The following is a 22,070-nucleotide window of genomic DNA, read 5'->3' as shown; positions in this document are numbered from 1 at the left end:
AGAGATTTCAGATAACTGGCGCAAAAAATAAGATGTTTTTACTTTATGGAAAACTTTGCAAATCAATATATTCGGGATAGGGCATACATATAAATATACTGTTAGATGCTCTGTTCCGAATTTTTGTTTTAAGGCATCAGTTCCTAAGGAGGGAGATGTTGGTTATGTCCTATGATTTTGACCGTTTAATCAAGGAAGATAGAAAAAGGAGAAAACATGAAAATTTCAGCGGCACTTTTCTTGATTACCTTAATATAGTTAAAGAAAACAAGGATGTAGCTATGCTGGCTCATGAGCGCATGTATCGCTTGATTACTGAACCGGGAGTAGAGGTGATAAAGACGGAGGATGATCCGCGGCTAAGGAGAATTTACGGCAATGATATTATAAAAAGGTATAAGTTTTTTGCTGATGATTTTTTCGGCATTGACAAGACGATTATGGAGATAGTAAGGTATTTTCATTCAGCTGCCATGCGGGGGGAAGAATCAAGGCAGGTACTTTATCTGGTGGGTCCGGTAGGATCAGGAAAATCTTCTATTATGGAAAGCCTGAAAAGGGCATTGGAGAATAGTCCGCCTATTTTTGCGCTGGAAGGCTGTCCTATGCGGGAGGAGCCTTTACATCTTGTTCCCAAACATCTGCGCCCTGAATTTGAAAGAATGCTGGGGGTAAAGATTGAGGGGGATCTATGCCCGATATGCCGCTATCGGCTGATTAATGAGTATAAAGGGGAATACGAAAATTTTCGAGTAGTAACGGTTGATTTTTCTATTCGTTCCCGCAAAGGAATTGCCGTGGTACCTCCTGTTGATCCCAATAACCAGGATACTTCTGTTTTGATTGGCTCGGTGGATATATCGAAAATGGATCTGTATCCTGAGGATGATCCACGGGTTCTATCCCTGAATGGGGCTTTTAATGCTGGCAATCGGGGGATTGTTGAGTTTATAGAAATATTTAAAAATGATGTGGAATACCTACATACCATAATCACAGCTACCCAGGAAAAATCTATACCTTCTCCAGGGAAAGGGCCTATGATATATTTTGATGGTATAATACTGGCTCATTCCAATGAGGCAGAGTGGAACAAATTTAAGGCAGACAATACCAATGAGGCCATTTTGGACCGTATTGTCAAGATAGAGGTTCCTTATTGTCTGGAATTAGATCAGGAAGTCAAGATCTATCGTAAAATCCTGCGCCAGAGCAAATTCGATGCCCATATCGCACCTCATACGCTCGAGATTGCTTCCATGTTTGCCATTCTAAGCCGCCTTAATCCTTCCAATAAAGTTGACATGATAACCAAGATGCGCATTTATAACGGGGAAGAAATTGTACAAAAAGAACTGCAGCAGAAGATAGATATTCAGGAATTACGTGAAGAAGCAGGAAAGGAAGGCTTTAAAGGAATATCCACCCGCTTTATCATGAAGGCTATTGATAATGCTCTGTCTGAATCACCCTATAACTGCATAAACCCTATTATAGTTCTGGAATCTTTGATAAAGTCGGTTAAGTCTACTGATATGCCGGATGATGAAAAACAAAAACTTCTAGGGTACCTTAAAGATACCATAAAGAAAGAATACCACCGAATACTGGAAAAAGAAGTTACCAAGGCTTTTATACATGGCTATCGGGAACAGGCGGAAGCTTTGTTCAACAATTATCTTGACCATGCGGAAGCATTTGTCAATAAGACCAAGCTTAAGGATAAAAATACTGGAGAAGAGCTGGAACCAGATGAAAAGTTTATGGAATCTATCGAATCACAGATAGGACTTACAGGAAATGCGGCTCGTGGTTTCAGGCACGATGTTACTGCTTATATGTTTACCCTCTTGCGCAACAATAAGACGATTAATTATGAAAGCTATGAACCATTAAAAGAAGCTATTGAGAAGAAATTAACATCGTCGGTAAGCGAGCTTTCCCGGATTATTACAAGTGCCCGGGTAAGGGATGAGGAGCAAAAAAAGAAATATGACGCTATGGTAGAGGAAATGAAGCGAAATGGGTATTGTGACCACTGCTGCAATGTAGTTTTGAAATATGCAGCCAATAACCTGTGGAAAGATTGAGGTGGTAGCGGTGGCTATATTCCGCGACTTTGAAGGGAGAGGAAGAGATAGAAGCGCTGAAGATCGCCGCCGGCACCGGCAGCTGGTTGAAGATGCCATAAAGCGCAATATAGGGAGTATAGTAGCTGAAGAGAGTATTATAGGGAAAAGCAAGGATAAAGTGTTTAAGATTCCTATAAGAGGAATAAAAGAATATCGTTTTATTTATGGAGAAAATAAACCTGGAGTGGCTACTGGCAAGGGGGATGAGAAACGGGGACAAAGGATTCCGGGGAACAGGGGAGGAGGCCCCGGGATAGGGGATGGAGCAGGAAATACAGAGGGAGAAGATGTTTACGAAACGGAAATTACCCTGGATGAACTGGTAAATTACCTGTTTGAAGATTTAGAACTGCCTTTCATGGAAAGAAAAAAATTTTCCTTTATTGAATCAGAAAAAAGCAGCAAACGATGGGGAATACAGAGGAAGGGGATTCCTCCGAGGCTCAATAAAAAACGTTCCATGATGGAAAGGATAAAACGGAAAAAGGCAACGGAAAGGACTTTGAGAGAACTGGGGATAGAGGAAGAGATAGAAAGATTTCCTTTTAGTGAAGAAGATCTTCGCTATCAGCGAACCAGGGAGGATATAAGACCAGAATCCAATGCCGTAGTAATCTGTATTATGGACAATTCTGGATCCATGTATCTTAACAAAAAGTATATGGCCCGCAGTTTTTTCTTCCTGCTTTATCAATTTGTTCGCTATCGTTATGTAAATGTGGATCTGGTATTTATAAATCATACTACTACGGCCAAGGAAGTAGATGAGGATGCTTTTTTCCATCGGGGGGAATCAGGAGGTACCATGATAAGCAGCGGGTATGAAAAAGCCCTGGAAATTATAGAGGCAAGATATGATCCTGCTGTCTGGAATATATATGCTTTTCACTGCAGTGATGGGGATAACTGGCCGGAAGATATACCTAAAGCAGTAGAAAAGGCTAAAGAACTTACGCAGGTATGCAACCTTTTTGGGTATGGGGAGATTATTTCTTCCTGGACTCCGGGGAAGACCATGCTGAGTGAATATAAAGCAGCTATAGATGCCCCTAATTTTGTCTGGGTTACTTTAGCCAGCAAAGAAGATATCTGGCCAGCATTTAAGAAGCTCTTGACGGTTGCTGAGAGGGAGGGATAAGGTGGGGATTGATTATGTAATAAGTGATTTGATTTACTATAATGAAAAAATAGAAGCGTTAGCCAGGGAAAAAGGGCTTGATTTTTATCCCCAGGAATTTGAACTTTGTTCTTATGAAGATATGATAGGGTATGAAGCTTATATGGGTATGCCCTCCAGATATCCACACTGGAGCTTCGGCAAGGCTTATGAAAGAAGAAAGACTTTTTACCGGTATAATTTAACTGGACTGCCTTATGAGATGGTGATAAATTCTAATCCCTGCCTGGCTTATTTGATGAAAGACAATACTCTCCTTTTGCAAATACTTACCATGGCCCATGTCTATGGCCACAATGATTTTTTTAAAAATAACCGCCTTTTCAAACTGGGCACCAGGGCAGAAAATACGCTGGAGATGTTTAAATCACATGCCGATAAGATTCGCAGCTATATTGCCGATCCCAGTATAGGATATGCAAGGGTGGAAAGAATACTTGATGCTGCTCATTCCATACGTTATCAAACGGCCAGAATTATAGGAGAAAAGCGGCTGAGCCGGGAAGAACAGAAAGAGAGGATAATAAGCCAGTTTATGCCTAAACCAGGTGATCATCCTCTGTTAGAGGATAGAAAAAAAGAGGCAATGCCGGATCTGGATAAAATACCTTTAGTGCCTGAAGAAGATCTTTTGCTTTTTTTGTATGAATATGCCCCTTTGAAAGATTGGGAAAGGGATATACTGATGATGGTCCGGGAAGAGAGCCTTTATTTTTTACCCCAGATAGAAACTAAAATAATGAATGAAGGCTGGGCCAGTTACTGGCATTATCAGATTTTAAACAGCCTGGATTTGCCTGCAGGGTTGCACCTGGAGTTTCTGAAAAGGCACAATCAGGTGGTTGCTCCTTTGGAAGGGGGAATTAATCCATATGGTTTAGGTTTTAAGATGTTTGAAAGATTGGCGGAAAAAAGCGGTGATTATAGTTTTATTTTCCAGGTGCGCGAACAGGAAAGAGATGCCTCTTTTATAAGGCGTTATTTTGATGTGGATTTATGCCGGGAGTTAAATTTTTTCCAGTTTAAAAAGAGCGGGAAAGATTATATAATATCGGAAATTGCTGATGAGGAAGGATTTGAGAAGATAAAAGAAACCTTGATTGCCAGTGTAGGCATGAACAGTATACCAAACATAAGGGTTATGGAGATTGGCCGCAATAATACCCTAATGCTGGAGCATGAATGGGATGGAAGAGAGCTTAATCTGGAATATGCTCATAATACGGTCAAACATATAGCTGGTCTATGGGGAGGAAGGGTGAGGCTTAAAACCAGGATACGCAATACTATACAGATAATAGAAAGTGAAAGGACAGAATAGTCAGATGATTTAGTTTTTGGGCGGTTGATTTTTTGTGGTAGGATTTAAGCGATTGATCTAGAAATATAAAATAGCAAGTTTGGCAGAAAGGAGACCAAAAAGGTGGAAGAGACTAACAGGGTAACTATAGTAGTAGATGGGGTAACGGGAGTAGGAAAGTCAAGTCTGGTAAAAATCTTGAGTGAAGAATTTGATCTTAAACCTTTTAGCGAGATGTTTGAAGATGAAAACATGCTTTTGCATAAATTTTTTCACGACCGGGCTAAATGGGCTTTCCCTATGCAGACCAATTTTCTTACCAACCGCTTTCGTCAGTACCGGCAGGCGATGAAAGTAGGGCGGGCAGTTATGGATCGCTCAATCTATTCTGACAGGATATTTGCCCGCATGTATCTTGAGTATGGATACCTGAATCCCGAAGAATATGCGGTATATAACAATCTTCTCAATGTTCTTCTGGATTATGTCACTCCCCCTCAGCTCATGGTTTACTTAAGGGTAAGCACGGAGGAAGCTGTACGCAGGATAAGAAAAAGAGGGAGACCGGATGAACTGGAAGTTGAATATGAATACTGGGATACTTTAAATAAGTTTTATGAAGATCATTATCAGAGTTTTGACAGCACCAATCTTTTGATATTACAGGTAGATGAACTTGATTATGTAAATAGGCCGGAAGATAGGGAGTATGTTTTAAGCCGCATAAGACAGGCTTTGAGTATGAAAGGGGAGCAAAAAGTAGGATAAAAAGTGATAGATAAAAAAATAGTTTTTTGATAAGCTTAAAATCAGTCATATCAATATGACTGGTTTTTCTGTGTTTAAGGATAAATGTATGGAGCGAGAGGTTGGGAAGAGATGGCTTTATCTTTAGGGATTTTTGCTCTGCTTATATTTTTGGGGTACATTTTTTATTTTTACAGGATAATAATAGGAAGGCCTCAGGAATTTGAGCTTAGACTTGTAAAAAGCCTGGGGGAATGGATTTTAGCGCGCCGTGTAAAAGCGCGGACTGATTTGTGGCTTATGCTTTTATTTTCAGTTATTTTGGAACTGGCTTATTTTTTGCTTGCATTTACCGTAATAAAAAATCCTTTGCTGCTCTTTTTTACTACTTTTTTTGCCGGGTTTGAGTTTTTGCATGTGTTAATGCTGAGAAGGAGATTTAGCCTCTTTTTTAAAGGAAAACTCCTTTTAAAAGAGCTTTTTGTGTGGCCGGTAGAAAGGATAAGTGCTCTGCTTTTCTTTACTCATTCCCTGCTGGTTTTGATGAGCCTTATCTTTTTAAAGACGGTTTAAAGTGCAGGAAGGGAGATGTCTTTTTTGTTCGGGGAAATGCGTCTTGCTCTGGCCAGTTTGACTGTATATCGGAATTTTTTAAGGGAGAAGCCGGGAATAGAGCTTATAAAACATCTGGATGCTGTTTTGCAGTACGGAAAAGATTCGCTTATGGCAGTGGAAAGCTATCATGCTTTTGTTTCCGCTCTTTATGAAATGGGAACATCTTTTGATGAATTTTTATTATCATTTATAATGCATGATGATAATCCTTTTTCCAGAGAAGCGGAAAATAAACCGTGGGAAGAAATTGACGGGTATCTTTTAGAAGGAGCAGCCCGGGATCTTAGCATATTGCAAAATCTTTATAATTTTCCCTGGGCGGAAATTTATCCCTTTTACCCGCTGCCCTGTTTTGAAAAGAAGGAGAGGCTTAAAATTCCAGCATTTTTCGAAAAAGAGGATTGGCGGGATGTGTTGCCTGAGCTTGCCTTATATTATGCAGAGAATTCGCGCGGGATAGTTTCTATCTACCGGGCTTTGCGCTGGGAAAGGGGAAAAGGGCTTGTTGGCATAGAAAATCCTGAGATTTGCTGCATGGAAGACCTGCTGGGGCTTGATTCCCAGATTGCAAGGCTTTGTCTTAATACTGAAAGTTTTCTTAAAGGATATCCGGCCAATAATGTTTTGCTCTACGGCCCCCGGGGAACCGGAAAATCTACCATGATAAAAGCTTTGCTGGAAAAATATAAGAATACCCGTTTGAGGCTGGTAGAGATCAGGCGGGAGGATTTGGGGGAATTAAATAAGCTGGTAGAAGCCCTGATGGATTATAAGCTCAAATTTATAATTTATATAGACGACCTGTCTTTTGAAGATTATGAAACAGGCTATAAAGGGCTTAAAGCTTTGCTGGAAGGAAATATTCGGGGAAAAAACAGCAATATTCTTGTTTATGCCACTTCTAACCGGCGCCATTTAGTAAAGGAGTATTTCAGCGACCGTCTTAAAGGAGATGATGAAGTACATCGGTTTGATTCACTGGAAGAAAAATTGTCACTGGCTGACCGCTTTGGCCTGGTGATTACGGTACCTGCTCCGGATAGAAAAACTTATCTTAAAATAGTTCATAATATAGCAGCCAAAAGAAGAATCAATATAGCTCCTGAAGAGCTGGAAAGAAAAGCGCTGGAGTGGGAAAGGATGCATCATGGGTTTTCAGGCCGCATAGCAAGGCAGTTTGTCGATTCTCTGGGAGAATATTATGAGGCTTAAAAGGGGGCTTTATTTTGGATTTTTTTGATAAAAAGATAAACTGGGGTTTGGCAGATGTAATTATTATATATTTGCTTATAGTTGTCTGCGGCTTTTTATTCAGCACGCTGGCACTGGATATTATAACTTTCATGTATTTTAAAGGGATTGAGCCCAGTGAACTTAATTTATTTCTGTTAAGTTATTTTTTACAGTTTACTGTTACAGTTATACTGGTATTTTTGTTTGTCTTATTGGTAAGGCGTAGTGAGCTAAAAGATTTAGGTATTAATTCGGTTTCTTCCCCGGTTTTTTTAAAGTACGGGGTAGGGGGAGGGGTTTTTTTAATTGTTTCCATTCTTGTATTATCTATTCCCATAAACTATTTAAATCCTGATCTTACTCCGCAGGTATATGAAGAGATATTAAGAACAGTGCATAACAACTACCAGTTTATGCTCATGTTTTTAGCTGGTGCGGTTATGGCTCCGTTTTCCGAAGAATTGTTTTACCGGGGCATGATTTACCCTGTTTTGCGAAAATACCTGGGGGCAAAATGGGGCATAGTTCTGGCAGGAATTATCTTTGGATTGGCACATCTTGATTTGTGGCGCTTTTTTCCCTTAAGCATAGGCGGCATTATCCTCTGTTATATATACGAGAAAACCGGCAGTATATGGCCTTCTTTTGCGGCTCATGGGATATGGAACGGCATCATGGCCTTAGCATTATATATGCAAATGTGAAACAGTTGAAACAGGGGACGGTTCTCTGTTTCAAAATGAAACAGAGAACCGTCCCTGCGTTTCAGGTAAGGGGAGTAAACATGAAGATGGGTGGATAGCCTTCTTTGGCAGTTTCTGGTTTGTAGTCATAATATTCAGGATCTTCATAGAGCATTTTATCTATTATATGTTTATAAGTTCTTCTTTTCATTTCTGCCAGGGTAGTCCTGGATTTGTTAAAGGTTCTGGCAAAAGCTACTGCTTCTTCCAGTGTCTTTTCACCATTTTCGCAGGCTTTAATTATCACATTGTATTTTTCGAGTTCCTTGGCGTCTATTCTTTCTCCTGTAAATTTGAGGCGGATAAACAGGTGATAGGGCATAATCCGCTTCATCCACTCGATCATGGAAGGAGCAAACTGAATGCCCAGGTCTACTTCCGGAAAACAGAAGTATCCGCGGTCAGCTCTCATGAACCTGAAATCACAAGCTCCTGCCAGCATGGCACCATTACCGAAGGCGTGTCCATTTATAGCTGCAATGGTAGGAACTGGTGAAAGAAGCATGGCTTTGAAGACTTCACTGTTGCGATAAAGCCATTTGCTTATAGTAGGATAATCGCCGATTTTCATCTGTTCTGCCAGCCAGCTGGTATCAACGCCCAATGAAAAATATTTAGGATCACTGGAGGTTAATACTATAGATTTGATTTCCTGGTCAGCTAAAATTTCTTCATAAGTGGCCAGCATGGCTTCTGCCCATTCCGGATTATGCCGGTTTTCTCCGTTGTTCATTATCATAATAGCTACCGTACCATCTTTTTGCCATTCTACAATGGCCATACAAATCGCCCCCCGATGTAGTGAGTATATATTTTTTATATTTATATTATTACACATATATGAATTTACGAATAGTATTTTTTTAAAAATAAAATACTAACCCTTGCTAAAAAAACGGGAGCAGTAATATAATTAAAAACAGGTCTAAAAGAATAAAAATCATCAAATAGGAGGAGGGGTGATAGAATGCCTATCTATGATTACAGATGTGAAAACTGTGGAAAGTTTGAAATTAAACAGCGGATTACCGAAGATCCCCTTACTTCCTGTCCTACCTGCGGCGGCAAGGTGGAAAGATTGATAGGTAAGAATATTGGGATAGTTTTTAAAGGTTCTGGTTTTTATACCACTGATACCAGAATGGCTAAAGACAGAGCAAGACAGATTAATCAAGAAAGACAGAAAGATAACCAGGCGCTTCTTGATGGAGATATTAAATCTTATGTGGAACAGGCAGAAAAGACGGATCTCAAAATAAAAGAAGCCTGATTTTGAATTAAAATCTCCCAGTAAGGGAGATTTTAATTTTATTAAGGCAGGATTTCTGGCTTCTCTGCCGTAATTATTCAGATAAACTTTATTTTTGGGGTGAATTTTTTGTTTAAGGCGATTACTTTTGATTTCTGGAATACCTTGTATAGACCGCCGAAAGCGGAAGAGGCAGGGAGGCAAAGGATAAACCTTTTCCATAATTACCTTTTGGATCTGGGGTTTACCATAGAACGCAAACAGGTGAAGGAAGGTTTTCTGAAGGCCTGGGATATAGCTCAAAAAAAGCAGAGAGAGGAAGGAATAGATATAACTCCCCGCGGACACCTTAATATTATACTGGAACACCTTAAAATAGAACTGGCACCGGAGAAAGAGGAGAAGGCATATATTATTTATACCGAAACCTTGCTTGACTATCCTCCGGTTTTAAATGATGATGTAAAGGATATTTTGCCTTTGCTCAAATCCAGGTACAAGCTGGCCGTAATCTGTAATACAGGTGTAACTCCCGGCAGAAATCTCAGGGAACTTATGAAAAAAGATGAGATATTGGGTTTTTTTGATTTTCTGGTATTTTCGGATGAAGTGGGGTTTGCCAAGCCAAGCGAGCAGATATTTAATTTTACCTTGAAAAATTTGGGGGTTGAGAATACTTTTTCTGCTCATGTAGGTGATGATATTTTAACCGATATGTGGGGAGCCAAAAATGCAGGAATGACTACGGTGTGGCTGGCACCGGAAGGAGAAGGGGATTTTGATTATGTGGATTATCATATTTTAAGGCTTGGTGAGCTGAAGGGGATTTTTGGTGTGTAAGGGGAAGGTAATATGCAGATTGTGAATATAGTTGAAAAAATGGTATGGGATAAGCTGGACATTGTACTGGATAAGAAAGGCGACATCTGCAGGTGTGAAAAATGCAGGGCAGATATAGCTGCTTATGCGCTTAACAAGCTGAAACCCCGTTATGTTACCAGTGAAAAAGGAGAAGTTTTTGTAAGGGCACAGTATATGGATGTTGACCTGGCTGCCGCTATTCTGGTAGCCTTAACTGAAGCGGCAGAGGTAGTAGGGAAAAATCCACGCCATGATAAGGAGTAGGTGATGAAAAAGGTAGTTATATATACAGATGGAGCATGTTCGGGCAATCCGGGACCAGGGGGATGGGCGGCTGTTTTGCTGTATGGTGAGCACAGAAAAGAGATAAGCGGAGCTGAAAAAGAAACTACCAACCAGAGAATGGAGCTAAAAGCGGTGATAGAAGCCTTAAAGGCTTTGAAAGTTACGGGATGGGAGGTTACTGTCTACTCTGACAGTGCCTATATTGTCAATGCCTTTAAGGATAACTGGGTGGAAAAATGGCAGAGGAACGGGTGGAAGAACAGCAAAAAAGAAGAAGTAGCCAATAAGGATTTGTGGCAGGAACTGTTAAAATTGATGGAAAAAAATCGGGTAACCATAGAAAAGGTGAAGGGTCATGCCGGCGATGAGCTGAATGAGTATTGTGACAGGCTGGCCAGGAATGCTATTCTAAAGCTAGAGCAGGAAACATTATAAGGGTGGGTGAAGCAGATGTTTCAAAGTCTTTATGACCGGTATTCTACTTTTATGGTAAAAAGGCAGCTTACCAGCTGTGGAGCCAATTTGAGGGCACGTAACGTGGGAGAAATATTTAAAGGCAAAGGGGCTGAAATCCACGTAGGTAACAATGTACTGCTGGAAAGGAAGGTGCGTTTATCTCTGGGGGATAATGCCCGTATTTATATAGGAGATAATACCTATCTGGGAGATTTTTGCAATCTGCTGGCGGTAAAGGAGATAAGGATAGGAAAAAATTGTGCCATAAGCTGGCATGTGCTTTTTATGGATACTTCTTCCCATCCTCTGGGTTTTAGGGGAGAAATTCCCCAAACCAAGATAGCTCCTATCGTAGTGGAGGATCATGTCTGGATAGGATGCCGGGCGGTAATCTTAAAAGGGGTTACTGTAGGGGAAGGGGCTATAATAGCCAATAATGCAGTAGTTACCAAAGATGTCCCGCCCCGTACTATGGTAGCAGGTAATCCAGCCCGCGTGATAAAAGAGGATGTAATATGGGAATAAGCAAGGTAAGGATAGGTAAGGAAAAAGGCAGGATAAAAATAGAAAAGATTGATGAAAATGCCAGCCTTAAGGATCTTATTGCTGCCTGGCAGCCTTTGTGTGATGATGCTGATGTTTATAAGCTTTATGCTGACGAGACTAATATCTGCAAGGGATGCAGGGTTAACTGCTGTAATACTGCCTATGTGATTCCTGATATTATCTCTTTTAAAAAACTGGCTTCTTTTCATAAACTGGAATACGATGATTTTATTTCCTTTTATTTTCAGGAAGAAAAGGTTAAAAGGGGTATCCTGCGCTTAAAGCCTGAACCATGTGTATTTTTAAAGGATAACATCTGTACCGTTTATCCCATGCGCACCCTGCTTTGCAGATTTTATCTGTGCAGTGAGATAGAAGGGGATACCGAGGAATTCATATACCGGATAACCTGGACCGGTATAGCGGCTGCCCAGCTTTTTGCCCTGCAAAACGGCCTTTTAAAAGACATCCACAGCAGCGGGCTTACCAGTTTTGACCTGCTTTTTAAAAATAATATAGATTATTATCTAAGAAGTCCTAATGTAAAGAGTTTTCTTTTAGCTGATGATTATGAGGAGATAATGCTCAGGGATTTTGGTATTTGAAAGAGAAAGAGCCTTAAGGGGCGGTTCTTGTGGCTGTTTTAGGATCACAAGAACCGCCCCTTTTATTAGGTGTTTTATTTGCTATTTTTATAGGCGGACAAAATAGAAGTTATTGCCTGATTTGTTGAAAAAATAGGATTTTTAGTATATATTGTTGGAAGATGTAGTAGTTTAGTTAAATTTTATAGATTTCATTTGCCTGTTTGATATTAAGTTATAAAAAATCGTGAGTGGGGTGATATAAAATATAGTCTGCCGTCTGCGCAGTCCAGATGTTGACAAATTAGGAGCAGGGGAGGAGAGTTGGTGCAGGATAAAAATATTTTTGTAAAGATTATTGTTTTGCTTGTAATTGCTGCGGTTGTTCCTATGCTGGTTTTAAGCGGGATATCTGTTTTTAAATCAAGGAGCATGATCAGTACTAAAACTGGAGCCTTGCTGCAGAGTGAAACTGCTAACCGGGGCAAGATATTTTATAATTATCTTAATGGATATATGGATCTGGTTGATTTTCTTTCCAGTGACAGCAATGTGGTGGGGTGCTACCAGGATAAGTTTGATGAATCGAAATGGATGATGTTTGTTTTTGAAAATGTGAAAAACAAGTACCGGGATTGTGAGAGTGTATATGTAGGACTTAAAGACGGACGGCTGTATTCAGTACCTGCACTGCGGCAAAATAATCTTGATCCCCGTGAGGAAGCCTGGTATAAGGAGGCTTTGGACAGTCCAGGAAGGGTAATAATTACTGAACCTTATAACGATGAAGAAACCGGCAAAACCGTGATAACTTTAGCCAAAGCCATAGGGGATGACCAGGGGTATACCGGTGTAGTAGCGGTGGATATTAATGCTGACAATCTTACCAATAAAATTTTAGTCAGCAATAACAGCAATACATATAATTATATAACTGACAGCGATGGGAAAGTTTTGCTGCACAGTGATAAAGGCAGTATAGGAAAAGATTGGGGAGGAGAATCCTGGTTCAAAAAGGTAAAAGAAGAACGCAAGGTTAGCGGGGTTGTTACCTACAGCCAGGCTGATGGCAAACGGGTGGCAGCTTATGCCTTGCTGGAAAACGGATGGTATCTTTTTACAGCCATACCGGAAAAAACAGCCTATAAAGATGTTTATAGCCTGCAGAACCTGCTCATTATCATAACCATTCTGGCTATTGCATTTGGATTTTTAGCTGGCAACCTTCTGGGGAGAAATTATATCATAAAACCTATAGCCATAATAAAAGAGGCTCTGGAAAAGATGGGACAGGGGGATTTAACTGTCCAGGCAGCCTGGGATGCTGAAGACGAAATCGGGGTTATGGCTAAAGCCCTTAATCAGACAACAGGTGAACTTAGAGGCGTTGTGCATAATATAAACACCTCGGCACTTGCGGTGGAAAAAGGAGCCGAGAAGGCCATGAGCATGGCTCAGGAGACTGGAGCCATGGTAGAAGAGCTTACGGCACAGGCGGATGAAGTGAATGATAATGTGCAGAATGCTTCCCACTCCATAAGGGCGATAACGGAAGGTATAGAAAACCTGGCGGCTAATGCAGAGCAAGTATCTGCTTCAGCTCAGGAACTATCGGAAAGAGCAACTGCAGTAGCTGAAGAAGCAGGGCAGAGCCAGGAGGCAGTGGAAAGGATTGTGGGGGTTATTGCGCAAACCAGTGAAAAGGCTGTTTTTACTGAAAACAAGGTGGCAAGTCTGGCAAGCAGTGCTCGCAATATAAGTGCCATACTGGATTTGATTAATTCTGTAGCCGAACAGACCAATCTTTTGGCTTTAAACGCTGCTATTGAGGCGGCCAGAGCCGGTGAAGCAGGAAGAGGATTTGCGGTAGTTGCTGATGAAATCCGCAAGCTGGCTGAAGAGAGCAAACAGGCTACTGATAAGATAGCTTCCATTTTGGAAGAGATTAAATCTGGAGCGGAGGAAGCTAACCTGGCGACAGCGGAAACGGTTAGAATTGTAAATCAGGCTACCAGCGAATCGGAAGCCGTAAAGCAAAGCCTCTTTAAGATTCTGCAGGATATAGGAAGTATTGCCTCTATGGTGGAAAACTTAAGCGCTGGTGCTGAACAGCAAAGTGCAGCTACCCAGCAGATGAGCGGGGCTATGGAGTCGGCTATGGCTTCCATCAGGCAGATAACTGCCCAGATTGATGAGATGGCAGCAGCTATAAGGCATCTGGCCGGAAATAGCCAGGAAATGAGCAGGACCAGCGAAGAGCTTTCTTTTGTTGCGGAAAAACTGGTAGAGCAGGTAGGAAAGTTTAAAATATAAAGGACAGCTGGGGAACATTAAACCGGGAGGCTAAAAACTTCCCGGTTATTTTTTGATTTATGCAGGATTTTGTTTAATAATACAGAATAGAATAATGTTGAACTTTTTTCGGGGAGGGATGTGGGGGAAAAGCAGAAAAATACCGGATGAAGCAAAAATTATGTAAGGAGGGATTATTTTGTATAAAATCCGGAATAAAAGTTTAGCTGTGCTTTTAATTATGGCTTTGCTTCTTATTCTCCCTGGCTGTGGCAAAACGCAAAAGGCCGGCACCGGGAGTGAAGATGTGATCAAGCTTGGTTTTCTGGGGGCTAAAACGGGACCGGTTGCCAACTACGGAATTCCTGGCGAAAAGGGAATGAAACTGGCTATCGAGGAGCTAAATGCCAGAGGCGGAATCTTAGGTAAAAAGGTAGAAGGCATTTATGAGGATAACAAGGGGGATAGTGCCGAGATTGCCTCTATTGCTACCAAGTATATAACCAGGGATAAAGTGGTGGCCATGATAGGGGATCCCTGTACTGGCCTTACCAAGGTAGCTGCCGATATCGCGCAGAAGAATGGAGTAGTTATCTTCTCACCCGGAGCTACCGGACCAGGGGTAGTGGAGATTGGAGATTATGTCTTTAGAAATACCCTTTTGGATATTTTTGCGGTTCCGGCGGTAGTAGACTGGATGATGAATGAGAAAGGGTGGAAGAATTTCGCCATTATAACCTCTCTTAATAACGGATACAGCACTGCTTTAACTCCGGTATTTAAAGATGCTATTACCAAAAAAGGCGGCAAGATTGTACTGGAAGACAGCATAAATGATGGGGAAACTGATTTTACGGCTCAGGTTACCAAGCTTAAAAAATCAGGAGCTGATGTTCTGGTATTTACTGGATATTATACGGAAGCTGCCCTTATCATGAATGAAGTCAAGAAGCAGAACTTTGACATTACCCTGGTAGGCGGAGATGGGCTTTACGGTCAGGATTTAGCCAAACTTGGAAAAGATGCGGTGGAAGAAAAGGTTATATTCTACTGCGGTTTTTCCAGCGACCAGCCTAGTCCGGAAACGGAAGCTTTTCTTAAGAAATATCGGGAAAAATACAATGAAGAACCGGACATGTTCTCGGCCCAGTATTATGATGCTGTAATGATTCTGGCCAAAGCTATGGAAGATGCAGGGAGCACGGATCCCAAAGTATTCAAGAATGAGCTGGCCAAACTCAAGGATTATCCAGGAGTTTCTGGAAAGACTACTTTCCTTGAAAACCGTGAACCGGTCAAAAGCCCGGTATGCCTTATTACTATAAAAGATGGAAAATTTAAACTTCTGGATAAGATTGAAGTCAATGTACAATAAGGTTTAATATATTATAAGTGTCCTGCCTTTTAACAGGCAGGACACGATTGGTTAATGACGAATGAATGCTTGCCAGGAAGCGGTTATTCGTTATTAACCAATTATCAGGAATTTAGCTTGAGGAGGAAGCTGATGTTTTGGGAACAGCTTATTAACGGACTTACCCTGGGCAGCACTTATGCCTTGATAGCCCTGGGCTATACCATGGTTTATGGTATTATACAGCTTATAAATTTTGCCCATGGGGAAATTTATATGTTTGGAGCTTTTGCTGGCCTGTTTCTGGTTACTGTTTTTGGGGTAAATATTTTTGTAGCCCTTATCGGGGCTATGATTTTTTGCATGATTCTGGGGATGCTGATAGAAAGGATTGCTTACCGGCCTTTGCGGGGCAAGTCTTCAAGGCTTTCGGCATTGATAAGTGCGATTGGGGTATCGATATTTTTATCAACCTTGATGGCACTTTTGAGAGGACCCAATACCACCCGCTATCCGGAAGTGTTAAGGATAAAAACTTTCAGTTTGGGCTCGGTAGAAATATCTTCCCTGCAGATTGTAATTCTTCTGGTAGCCTTCCTTTTGATGGCGGGGCTTACTTTTATGGTGCAGAAAACGAGGCTGGGAAAAGCTATGCGTGCATGTTCGCAGGATTTGGATGCTTCTTATCTCATGGGCATAAATGTAAACCGTATCATATCTTTCACTTTTGCCATAGGGTCTGCACTGGCTGCAGCTGGCGGAGTAATGGTAGGTATATATTACAATGCAGTATGGCCTTATATGGGAACGATGGCGGGGCTTAAAGCTTTTTCGGCAGCGGTTCTGGGCGGAATAGGCTCTATTCCCGGAGCGATGCTGGGCGGAATTATCCTGGGAGTTTTAGAGATTTTGGGGGTAGCTTATCTTTCTTCCTCCTATAAAGATGCGATAGCTTTTGCTATACTTATTCTGGTTTTGCTCATTCGCCCGCAGGGCATAATGGGGCAGAAGAAAATGAAAAAAGTGTAGGTGGATGGCTTAATGGATGGATGGCTTGCGCAATATATCGATGCCTATTATCTGCGGATAATGGTCCTTATAGGGATAAATATAATTCTGGCTCTGGGGCTTAATTTGATAACCGGGGTTACCGGGCAGCTTTCTATGGGACATGCCGGTTTTATGAGTATAGGCGCTTATACGGCTGCCATTTTGACTCTGCATTACGGCACAGGTTTTATCCTTGCTCTCCTGGCGGGAGCAGCAGTAGCCGCTTTTTTTGGCTTTATAATTGGTATTCCTACTTTGCGGCTGGAAGGCGATTATTTGGCCATGGTTACCATAGGTTTTGCCGAAATAATCCGGGTATTCTTCCTTAATTTTGAACCGGGAGGCAGAGCGGTGGGCCTTTATGGAATGCAGCAGTATACTACTTTTTCCATGGTATTTGTACTGGTTGTCCTGATCACACTGCTCAACTGGAAGCTCCTCAAATCCCGCTATGGCAGGGCCCTTTATGCTATAAGAGAAAACGAAATCGCTGCTGAGGCATGTGGTGTTAATACAACCGGCATGAAAGTGGCTGCTTTTACTATTGGCGCTTTCCTGGCTGGTCTGGCAGGAGGGCTTTATTCCCATTACATGGGCTATATAGCACCGCAGGATTTTGGTTTTATGCGTTCGATTGAGATACTCAACATGGTGGTACTGGGCGGAATGGGCAGTATTCCGGGTGTGATACTGGGAGCAGCTATCCTTACTGTGCTGCCTGAGATGCTGCGCATAGTAGCGGATTACCGTTTGCTCTTCTACGGGGCTTTACTTGTGATCCTCATGATTTTCAGACCTAATGGTATTATGGGAGATATGCGCATTTATGACCTGAAACAGCTTTTCAGGGCAAAAGAGGTGAAAACATGCAAATCCTGAAATTGGAAGGGATAACCCAGGAATTTGGAGGGCTGCGCGCTTTAGACTGTGTTGACCTGGAAGTAAAAAGAGGAGAGATTTTCGGAGTTATAGGCCCCAATGGAGCCGGTAAAACTACTCTTTTTAATATAATTACAGGTATATATATTCCTACCGGAGGCGACTTGATTTTTAAAGGCGAGAGATTAAACGGCCTGCCTTCCCATAAAATTGCTTCCCTGGGGATAGCGCGCACTTTCCAAAATATAAGGCTTTTTGATCGGCTTTCGGTGGAGGATAATGTGAAAATAGGCAGTATGGGGCTTATGCCAACAGGGTTTTTTAGAAGCCTTTTAAGTTTGCCGGCAGAAAGAAAGGCGGAAAAAAGGATACGGGAAAAGAGCAGGTTTCTTTTGCAGATGCTGGGCTTGTATGAGAAAAGGTTAGAATATGCTTCTTCTTTGTCTTATGGTGAACAGAGAAAGCTGGAGATTGCAAGGGCTTTGGCTTTGGAGCCATCGCTCCTTCTTCTGGACGAACCGGCAGCCGGGATGAATCCAGCGGAAAAAGAAGAACTTATGGAGTTAATCCGCAAAATAAAAGGAGAAATGGGGATAACCATACTTTTGGTCGAACACGATATGAACCTGGTTATGAATATATGTGAGAGGATAGCGGTTCTGGATTATGGGCGCAAAATTGCGGAAGGAAGTCCAGATGAAGTAAAAAATGATGAAAGGGTAATCATGTCGTATCTGGGGGATTTGGGAGATTGATTATGAAAAAAGGAATTGTATATCTGGTTGTTGTTCTGGGCGTTCTTTGCATGTCAACAGCTTCCATAATGATAAGAATGTGTGCAGCCCCTGCTCTGGTTATTGCCTTTTATAGAGTTTTATTTACCTCTTTTATTGCTCTGGCTTTGAACTTTATGGGCAAAAAACAGGCTGACTTGAGCCTGGCGGTCAGGAATGATTTCCTTTATATAGCAGGAGCCGGTTTTTTTCTGGCTCTGCATTTTGCTTTCTGGATAACTTCCCTTTCTTATACCAGTGTTTCCAGTTCGGTGCTTTTTACCAATCTGCAGGTCATTTTTGTACTCCTTTTTTCCTTTTTGTTTCTTAAGGAAAAGCTCGGGGGAATGGGGATTGCTGGAATAATTATTGCCCTCTGCGGATCTGCTTTTATAGCAGGAGGGGATTTGAGGGAAGGGAAGTTTCTGGGGGATATACTCTCCCTTTTAAGCGGTTTTTTTATTGCCCTTTATTTTATAATTAGCCGGCGGGTGAGGAATAAGATAGATACCTTTGTTTATATGGCAATAGTTTGTTTGGTATCTGCCGGAGTGCTTCTCCTGTTTAATTTGATAGGTGGACAGGATTTAGCAGGGTATGCTGGCTATAACTGGCTGCTTTTTTTCCTGCTGGCTCTGGTTCCCGGCATAGGAGGCCATGCTTCTATTACCTGGGCTTTAAAATATATAAAGGCTCCCATAGTAGCTGTTTCTGTTCTGGGTGAATCAGTGGGAGCCAGTATGCTTGCTTATTTATTTTTTAAAGAGAGTCTTATGTGGTATCAGTGGGTGGGAGGAAGCCTTATAATAATCGGCATATACATAGCTGCTTTAAACGAGTATAAAGGGGAAAATCAGTCATAAAGCTTCATCATTCTCGCTTTGGGGAAGTAGTGATTTATTATTTGCGAGAACTTTTTGCCTTCCTTGGCCATAGTGTAAGCTCCCCATTGTTCCATGCCGGCTCCGTGCCCCCAGCCGCTGCCTTCAAAAACAATATAGCTTCCCTGCGGGTATATGCGGCTTAACTGGGTGGAAAACAGGCGGTCAAAACCTATTTTTTCCCGTAATTCTACGGCAGATATAGAAGCTTTGCCAGCTGATATGGTAAGAGCTCTGCCGGAAGGCCCTCTTTTGCTTATGCGTATATCATCAAGAGAACCTGCTTTGCTCCCCATTATGGCACGCACTTCGCTTCTTTGCACTTTTACTTTCCATTTTTTATACTTGTCGGGTGCGTTTTTTAAGCCGTTAGTTTTGACAGGAACCAGATAAGGGGCTTTATTTTTAAGTTTGGGGAAGCTTTCGGTTATGTCAGCAGTTTTATCTTTAGATGCAGAATGAAACAGGGCATAAACGAATTTCCCTTTATCGGATATTAAAAATTGTCCGCGGGTAGCCTCTACTGCCCGGGATATTTTATCGGTGACTTTATTTGGGTCATAAGCCTGAAACTCGGTGTGATTGTCGCTGGCATCAGTATTGTGAATTTTTCTGGTGCCTCCTTCATATTCAATTAAGGCCATGGTCATGGTGCGGGCTACTACCGCCTGGGATTTTAGAGCTTCCATAGGGAATTCATCACCGATTTCCGCTGCCACTACCCCTTTAATATATTGTTCAAGGGGCAGGCTTTCTTTAGCTCCCGTAGCGGAGCGGTAGAGGGTTATGGTAGGTTCATTGTTTTTTATTTTGGCCACTTCCGGGGCTAACCTGGGAGGGGGCAGGGGCTTTTTTGCCTCTTTTTTGGCACAGCCGGGTAGCGTAAAGGCTATAAGGAGGACTAAAATAAAAGTTAAGAGGGTTAGAAGGCTAAAACGCTTTGGTTCAGTTTTACGGTACATTTATACCTCTCCTTATAAAAATTTTTTCATATTTTTGCCCTTATAAAGCTTTATTATAACTGGCAAAGTTATGTATAATTTATTCTACTGATTTATAAAACATGGAGGCATGGTATGCATATAGTTCTGGTTGCACCTGAGATACCTCAGAATACAGGAAATATAGCCCGCACCTGCGCTCTTACCGGCAGTAAACTGCATCTGGTGAAGCCTCTGGGTTTTTCTCTGGAAGATCGCTACCTTAAAAGAGCTGGGCTTGATTACTGGGATAAAGTAGAAGTCAGGGTCTGGGAAAATTTTTATGAAGTGGAGGAATTTTTGGCTGGACGCAACATATATCTTGCTACTACGAAGGGAGCCAGGTTCTATCATGAAGTAAAGTATACCGTAGATGATGTACTTGTATTTGGCTGTGAGACGAAAGGGCTTCCTGATTATATTTTGGAGAGGTATCCTGAAAACCGGATCAGGATACCCATGATAAATATAGGGCGTTCCCTTAATTTGTCCAATTCGGTAGCTATTATTTTGTATGAAGCCTTAAGGCAGACCGGCTTTAGAGGTTTGTGCTGATTTTTTTAAAAAGAAAGGTGCGGATAATTATGGATAGACCGCAGATGCAGCTTATGGATGTTCTTCTGGGTTTCTCGGAAGCTCTGGACCTGGTAGATCACTCTATGGCCAACCACCATATGCGGGTGGCCTATATAGCCTTCAGCATAGCTGACCGGCTGGGTTTTTCTGTGGATGACAAGAAACAGATTGTCATGGCCGGGGCTTTGCATGATATTGGCGCTTTATCAGTACAGGAAAGGCTTCTGGCTTTACAGTTTGAAGATCATTTGACACACCAGCATGCAGAAGTAGGGTATCTTTTTTTAAAAGAATTCGCTCCTTTGAAGCGGGCAGCAGAGATCATCCGCTATCATCATGTGCCCTGGATTTATGGCAAAGGAAAGCGCATTTTTGACTTTGAGATACCTATAGAAAGCCACCTTTTGCATCTGGCAGACCGGGTGGCTGTGCTTATAAAAAATCGGGATTGTATTCTGGAGGAAAAAGATAAGATATGTGAAAGGATAAAAAGGTACAGCGGCATAGGTTTTGTGCCGGAGCATGTAGACGCTTTCCTGGAGCTGGCAGAATATGAATATTTCTGGCTGGATATGGTGTCCAATCAAATACCTAATATCCTTAAAAGATATTTAAAGCCGGCGACTATCGATTTGTCTATAAGGGATTTGCAGGTTTTTTCCAAGCTTTTTTCCCGTATAGTTGACTTCAGAAGCCCCCTTAATGCATCACATTCCAGCGGAGTAGCCCTGGCAGCCAAAAGGCTGGCAGAAATGGCGGGTTTTTCAGAAGGGGAGTGTGAGCTTATGCTGGTGGCAGGTTATCTGCATGATTTGGGCAAGATTGCGGTACCTCCTTCTATTCTGGAAAAGCCGGGCAAACTTACTCCCCAGGAAGTTATGGTTATAAAACGGCATCCTTATTATACCTGCAGCATTTTAAGCAGTATTGAATCTTTGAGCACCATAAACAGCTGGGCTTCTTTGCATCATGAAAGGCTGGATGGCAGAGGATATCCTTTTCATCTGAAAGAAAAGGATATCCCGAAGGGGGCTCAGATTATGGCGGTAGCCGATGTTTTTACAGCCATATGTGAAGATAGGCCTTACCGCAAGGGGATGACCAGGGAAGAAGTGTTCAGGGTGCTTGATAATATGGCTTTGAATAAAGCGATAAATGGGGATATAGTGGCTTTTTTGAGGGACGATTTTGATTTTATCGACGCGGAAAGGAGAAAGGTGCAAAAAGAGTCGCTTATAGAGTATGAACATATAGTACATCCGGTTAGAAACCTTAAGATATAGTGTGATTTTGTTATAGTCTTCCTGGTAGTTAATTTAAAGGGCTTAGTTTATAATATTTTTATGATTTACAACTG

At 41.7% G+C, this 22,070-nt stretch carries 23 protein-coding genes; 21 read left to right on the top strand and 2 right to left on the bottom strand.

Annotation, left to right across the window (positions count from 1 at the left end):
* The first annotated feature begins 164 nt into the window (after nt 1-164).
* The 7 genes from ACZ42E_RS09410 to ACZ42E_RS09380 all read left to right on the top strand — a co-directional run bounded on the left by ACZ42E_RS09410 (nt 165) and on the right by ACZ42E_RS09380 (nt 7,908).
* Nucleotides 165-2,090: a serine protein kinase gene (locus ACZ42E_RS09410; RefSeq protein ID WP_464892074.1), complete on the top strand. Its 1,926-nt coding sequence runs from the start codon at nt 165-167 to the stop codon at nt 2,088-2,090.
* 10 nt (nt 2,091-2,100) lie between these two features.
* A complete protein-coding gene (locus tag ACZ42E_RS09405; protein WP_464893523.1) occupies nt 2,101-3,270 on the top strand; it encodes a YeaH/YhbH family protein in 1,170 nt (389 codons plus the stop codon).
* Between the two features lie 7 nt (nt 3,271-3,277).
* Nucleotides 3,278-4,630: a SpoVR family protein gene (locus tag ACZ42E_RS09400; RefSeq protein WP_464893522.1), complete on the top strand. Its 1,353-nt coding sequence runs from the start codon at nt 3,278-3,280 to the stop codon at nt 4,628-4,630.
* 102 nt (nt 4,631-4,732) lie between these two features.
* Nucleotides 4,733-5,377, top strand: coding sequence for a deoxynucleoside kinase (locus ACZ42E_RS09395; RefSeq protein ID WP_464892073.1), 645 nt, complete (start codon nt 4,733-4,735; stop codon nt 5,375-5,377).
* A gap of 84 nt (nt 5,378-5,461) precedes the next feature.
* On the top strand, nt 5,462-5,929 hold the full coding sequence (locus ACZ42E_RS09390) for a hypothetical protein (protein WP_464892072.1): 468 nt from the start codon (nt 5,462-5,464) through the stop codon (nt 5,927-5,929).
* A 15-nt stretch (nt 5,930-5,944) separates the two neighbouring features.
* A complete protein-coding gene (locus ACZ42E_RS09385; RefSeq protein ID WP_464892071.1) occupies nt 5,945-7,183 on the top strand; it encodes an ATP-binding protein in 1,239 nt (412 codons plus the stop codon).
* Between the two features lie 14 nt (nt 7,184-7,197).
* Complete coding sequence (locus tag ACZ42E_RS09380; protein WP_464892070.1) at nt 7,198-7,908, top strand: lysostaphin resistance A-like protein; 711 nt, start codon at nt 7,198-7,200, stop codon at nt 7,906-7,908.
* A 61-nt stretch (nt 7,909-7,969) separates the two neighbouring features.
* Here the strand turns inward: ACZ42E_RS09380 and ACZ42E_RS09375 are convergent, their stop codons facing one another.
* Complete coding sequence (locus ACZ42E_RS09375; RefSeq protein WP_464892069.1) at nt 7,970-8,728, bottom strand: enoyl-CoA hydratase/isomerase family protein; 759 nt, start codon at nt 8,726-8,728, stop codon at nt 7,970-7,972.
* A 186-nt stretch (nt 8,729-8,914) separates the two neighbouring features.
* Here ACZ42E_RS09375 and ACZ42E_RS09370 point away from each other — a divergent pair, with 186 nt between their 5' ends.
* The 12 genes from ACZ42E_RS09370 (at nt 8,915) to ACZ42E_RS09315 (ending at nt 19,139) form a co-directional block, all read left to right on the top strand.
* The gene (locus tag ACZ42E_RS09370) at nt 8,915-9,217 is read left to right on the top strand and encodes an FmdB family zinc ribbon protein (RefSeq protein ID WP_464892068.1); all 303 of its coding nucleotides are present in this window, start codon (nt 8,915-8,917) and stop codon (nt 9,215-9,217) included.
* A 108-nt stretch (nt 9,218-9,325) separates the two neighbouring features.
* Nucleotides 9,326-10,036, top strand: a complete 711-nt coding sequence (locus ACZ42E_RS09365) for an HAD family hydrolase (RefSeq protein ID WP_464892067.1) — start codon at nt 9,326-9,328, stop codon at nt 10,034-10,036.
* 12 nt (nt 10,037-10,048) lie between these two features.
* Nucleotides 10,049-10,321: a late competence development ComFB family protein gene (locus ACZ42E_RS09360; RefSeq protein ID WP_464892066.1), complete on the top strand. Its 273-nt coding sequence runs from the start codon at nt 10,049-10,051 to the stop codon at nt 10,319-10,321.
* Between the two features lie 3 nt (nt 10,322-10,324).
* The gene (rnhA, locus tag ACZ42E_RS09355) at nt 10,325-10,777 is read left to right on the top strand and encodes a ribonuclease HI (RefSeq protein WP_464892065.1); all 453 of its coding nucleotides are present in this window, start codon (nt 10,325-10,327) and stop codon (nt 10,775-10,777) included.
* A gap of 15 nt (nt 10,778-10,792) precedes the next feature.
* Nucleotides 10,793-11,323 (top strand): acyltransferase, encoded by a 531-nt coding sequence (locus ACZ42E_RS09350; RefSeq protein WP_464892064.1) that lies wholly within the window; start codon nt 10,793-10,795, stop codon nt 11,321-11,323.
* Entirely contained in the window at nt 11,314-11,949 is a 636-nt protein-coding gene (locus tag ACZ42E_RS09345) for a YkgJ family cysteine cluster protein (RefSeq protein ID WP_464892063.1), read from the top strand. The genes ACZ42E_RS09350 and ACZ42E_RS09345 overlap by 10 nt, the downstream gene beginning before the upstream one ends.
* Nucleotides 11,950-12,255: 306 nt before the next feature.
* Complete coding sequence (locus tag ACZ42E_RS09340; protein WP_464892062.1) at nt 12,256-14,241, top strand: methyl-accepting chemotaxis protein; 1,986 nt, start codon at nt 12,256-12,258, stop codon at nt 14,239-14,241.
* A gap of 178 nt (nt 14,242-14,419) precedes the next feature.
* Nucleotides 14,420-15,595 carry an ABC transporter substrate-binding protein gene (locus tag ACZ42E_RS09335; protein WP_464892061.1) on the top strand — a complete coding sequence of 392 codons (1,176 nt, stop codon included), beginning with the start codon at nt 14,420-14,422 and terminating at the stop codon, nt 15,593-15,595.
* A gap of 132 nt (nt 15,596-15,727) precedes the next feature.
* The gene (locus tag ACZ42E_RS09330) at nt 15,728-16,603 is read left to right on the top strand and encodes a branched-chain amino acid ABC transporter permease (RefSeq protein WP_464892060.1); all 876 of its coding nucleotides are present in this window, start codon (nt 15,728-15,730) and stop codon (nt 16,601-16,603) included.
* Nucleotides 16,604-16,615: 12 nt separating this feature from the next.
* Entirely contained in the window at nt 16,616-17,503 is an 888-nt protein-coding gene (locus ACZ42E_RS09325; protein ID WP_464892059.1) for a branched-chain amino acid ABC transporter permease, read from the top strand.
* Nucleotides 17,491-18,258: an ABC transporter ATP-binding protein gene (locus ACZ42E_RS09320; RefSeq protein WP_464892058.1), complete on the top strand. Its 768-nt coding sequence runs from the start codon at nt 17,491-17,493 to the stop codon at nt 18,256-18,258. Before ACZ42E_RS09325 ends, ACZ42E_RS09320 begins: the two co-directional genes overlap by 13 nt.
* 2 nt (nt 18,259-18,260) lie before the next feature.
* Complete coding sequence (locus ACZ42E_RS09315; protein ID WP_464892057.1) at nt 18,261-19,139, top strand: DMT family transporter; 879 nt, start codon at nt 18,261-18,263, stop codon at nt 19,137-19,139.
* Here the strand turns inward: ACZ42E_RS09315 and ACZ42E_RS09310 are convergent.
* Nucleotides 19,130-20,119, bottom strand: coding sequence for a SpoIID/LytB domain-containing protein (locus tag ACZ42E_RS09310; RefSeq protein WP_464892056.1), 990 nt, complete (start codon nt 20,117-20,119; stop codon nt 19,130-19,132). The genes ACZ42E_RS09315 and ACZ42E_RS09310 overlap by 10 nt on opposite strands.
* 114 nt (nt 20,120-20,233) lie before the next feature.
* Here ACZ42E_RS09310 and ACZ42E_RS09305 point away from each other — a divergent pair, with 114 nt between their 5' ends.
* Nucleotides 20,234-20,692 carry a tRNA (cytidine(34)-2'-O)-methyltransferase gene (locus ACZ42E_RS09305; protein WP_464892055.1) on the top strand — a complete coding sequence of 153 codons (459 nt, stop codon included), beginning with the start codon at nt 20,234-20,236 and terminating at the stop codon, nt 20,690-20,692.
* A 29-nt stretch (nt 20,693-20,721) separates the two neighbouring features.
* Complete coding sequence (locus ACZ42E_RS09300) at nt 20,722-21,996, top strand: HD domain-containing phosphohydrolase (protein WP_464892054.1); 1,275 nt, start codon at nt 20,722-20,724, stop codon at nt 21,994-21,996.
* Nucleotides 21,997-22,070: the final 74 nt, after the last annotated feature.

The sequence above is a fragment of the Thermosyntropha tengcongensis genome (assembly GCF_055381335.1).
The sequence above is the reverse complement of the archived record's forward strand: the minus strand, read 5'-3'. Positions and strand labels throughout refer to the sequence as shown.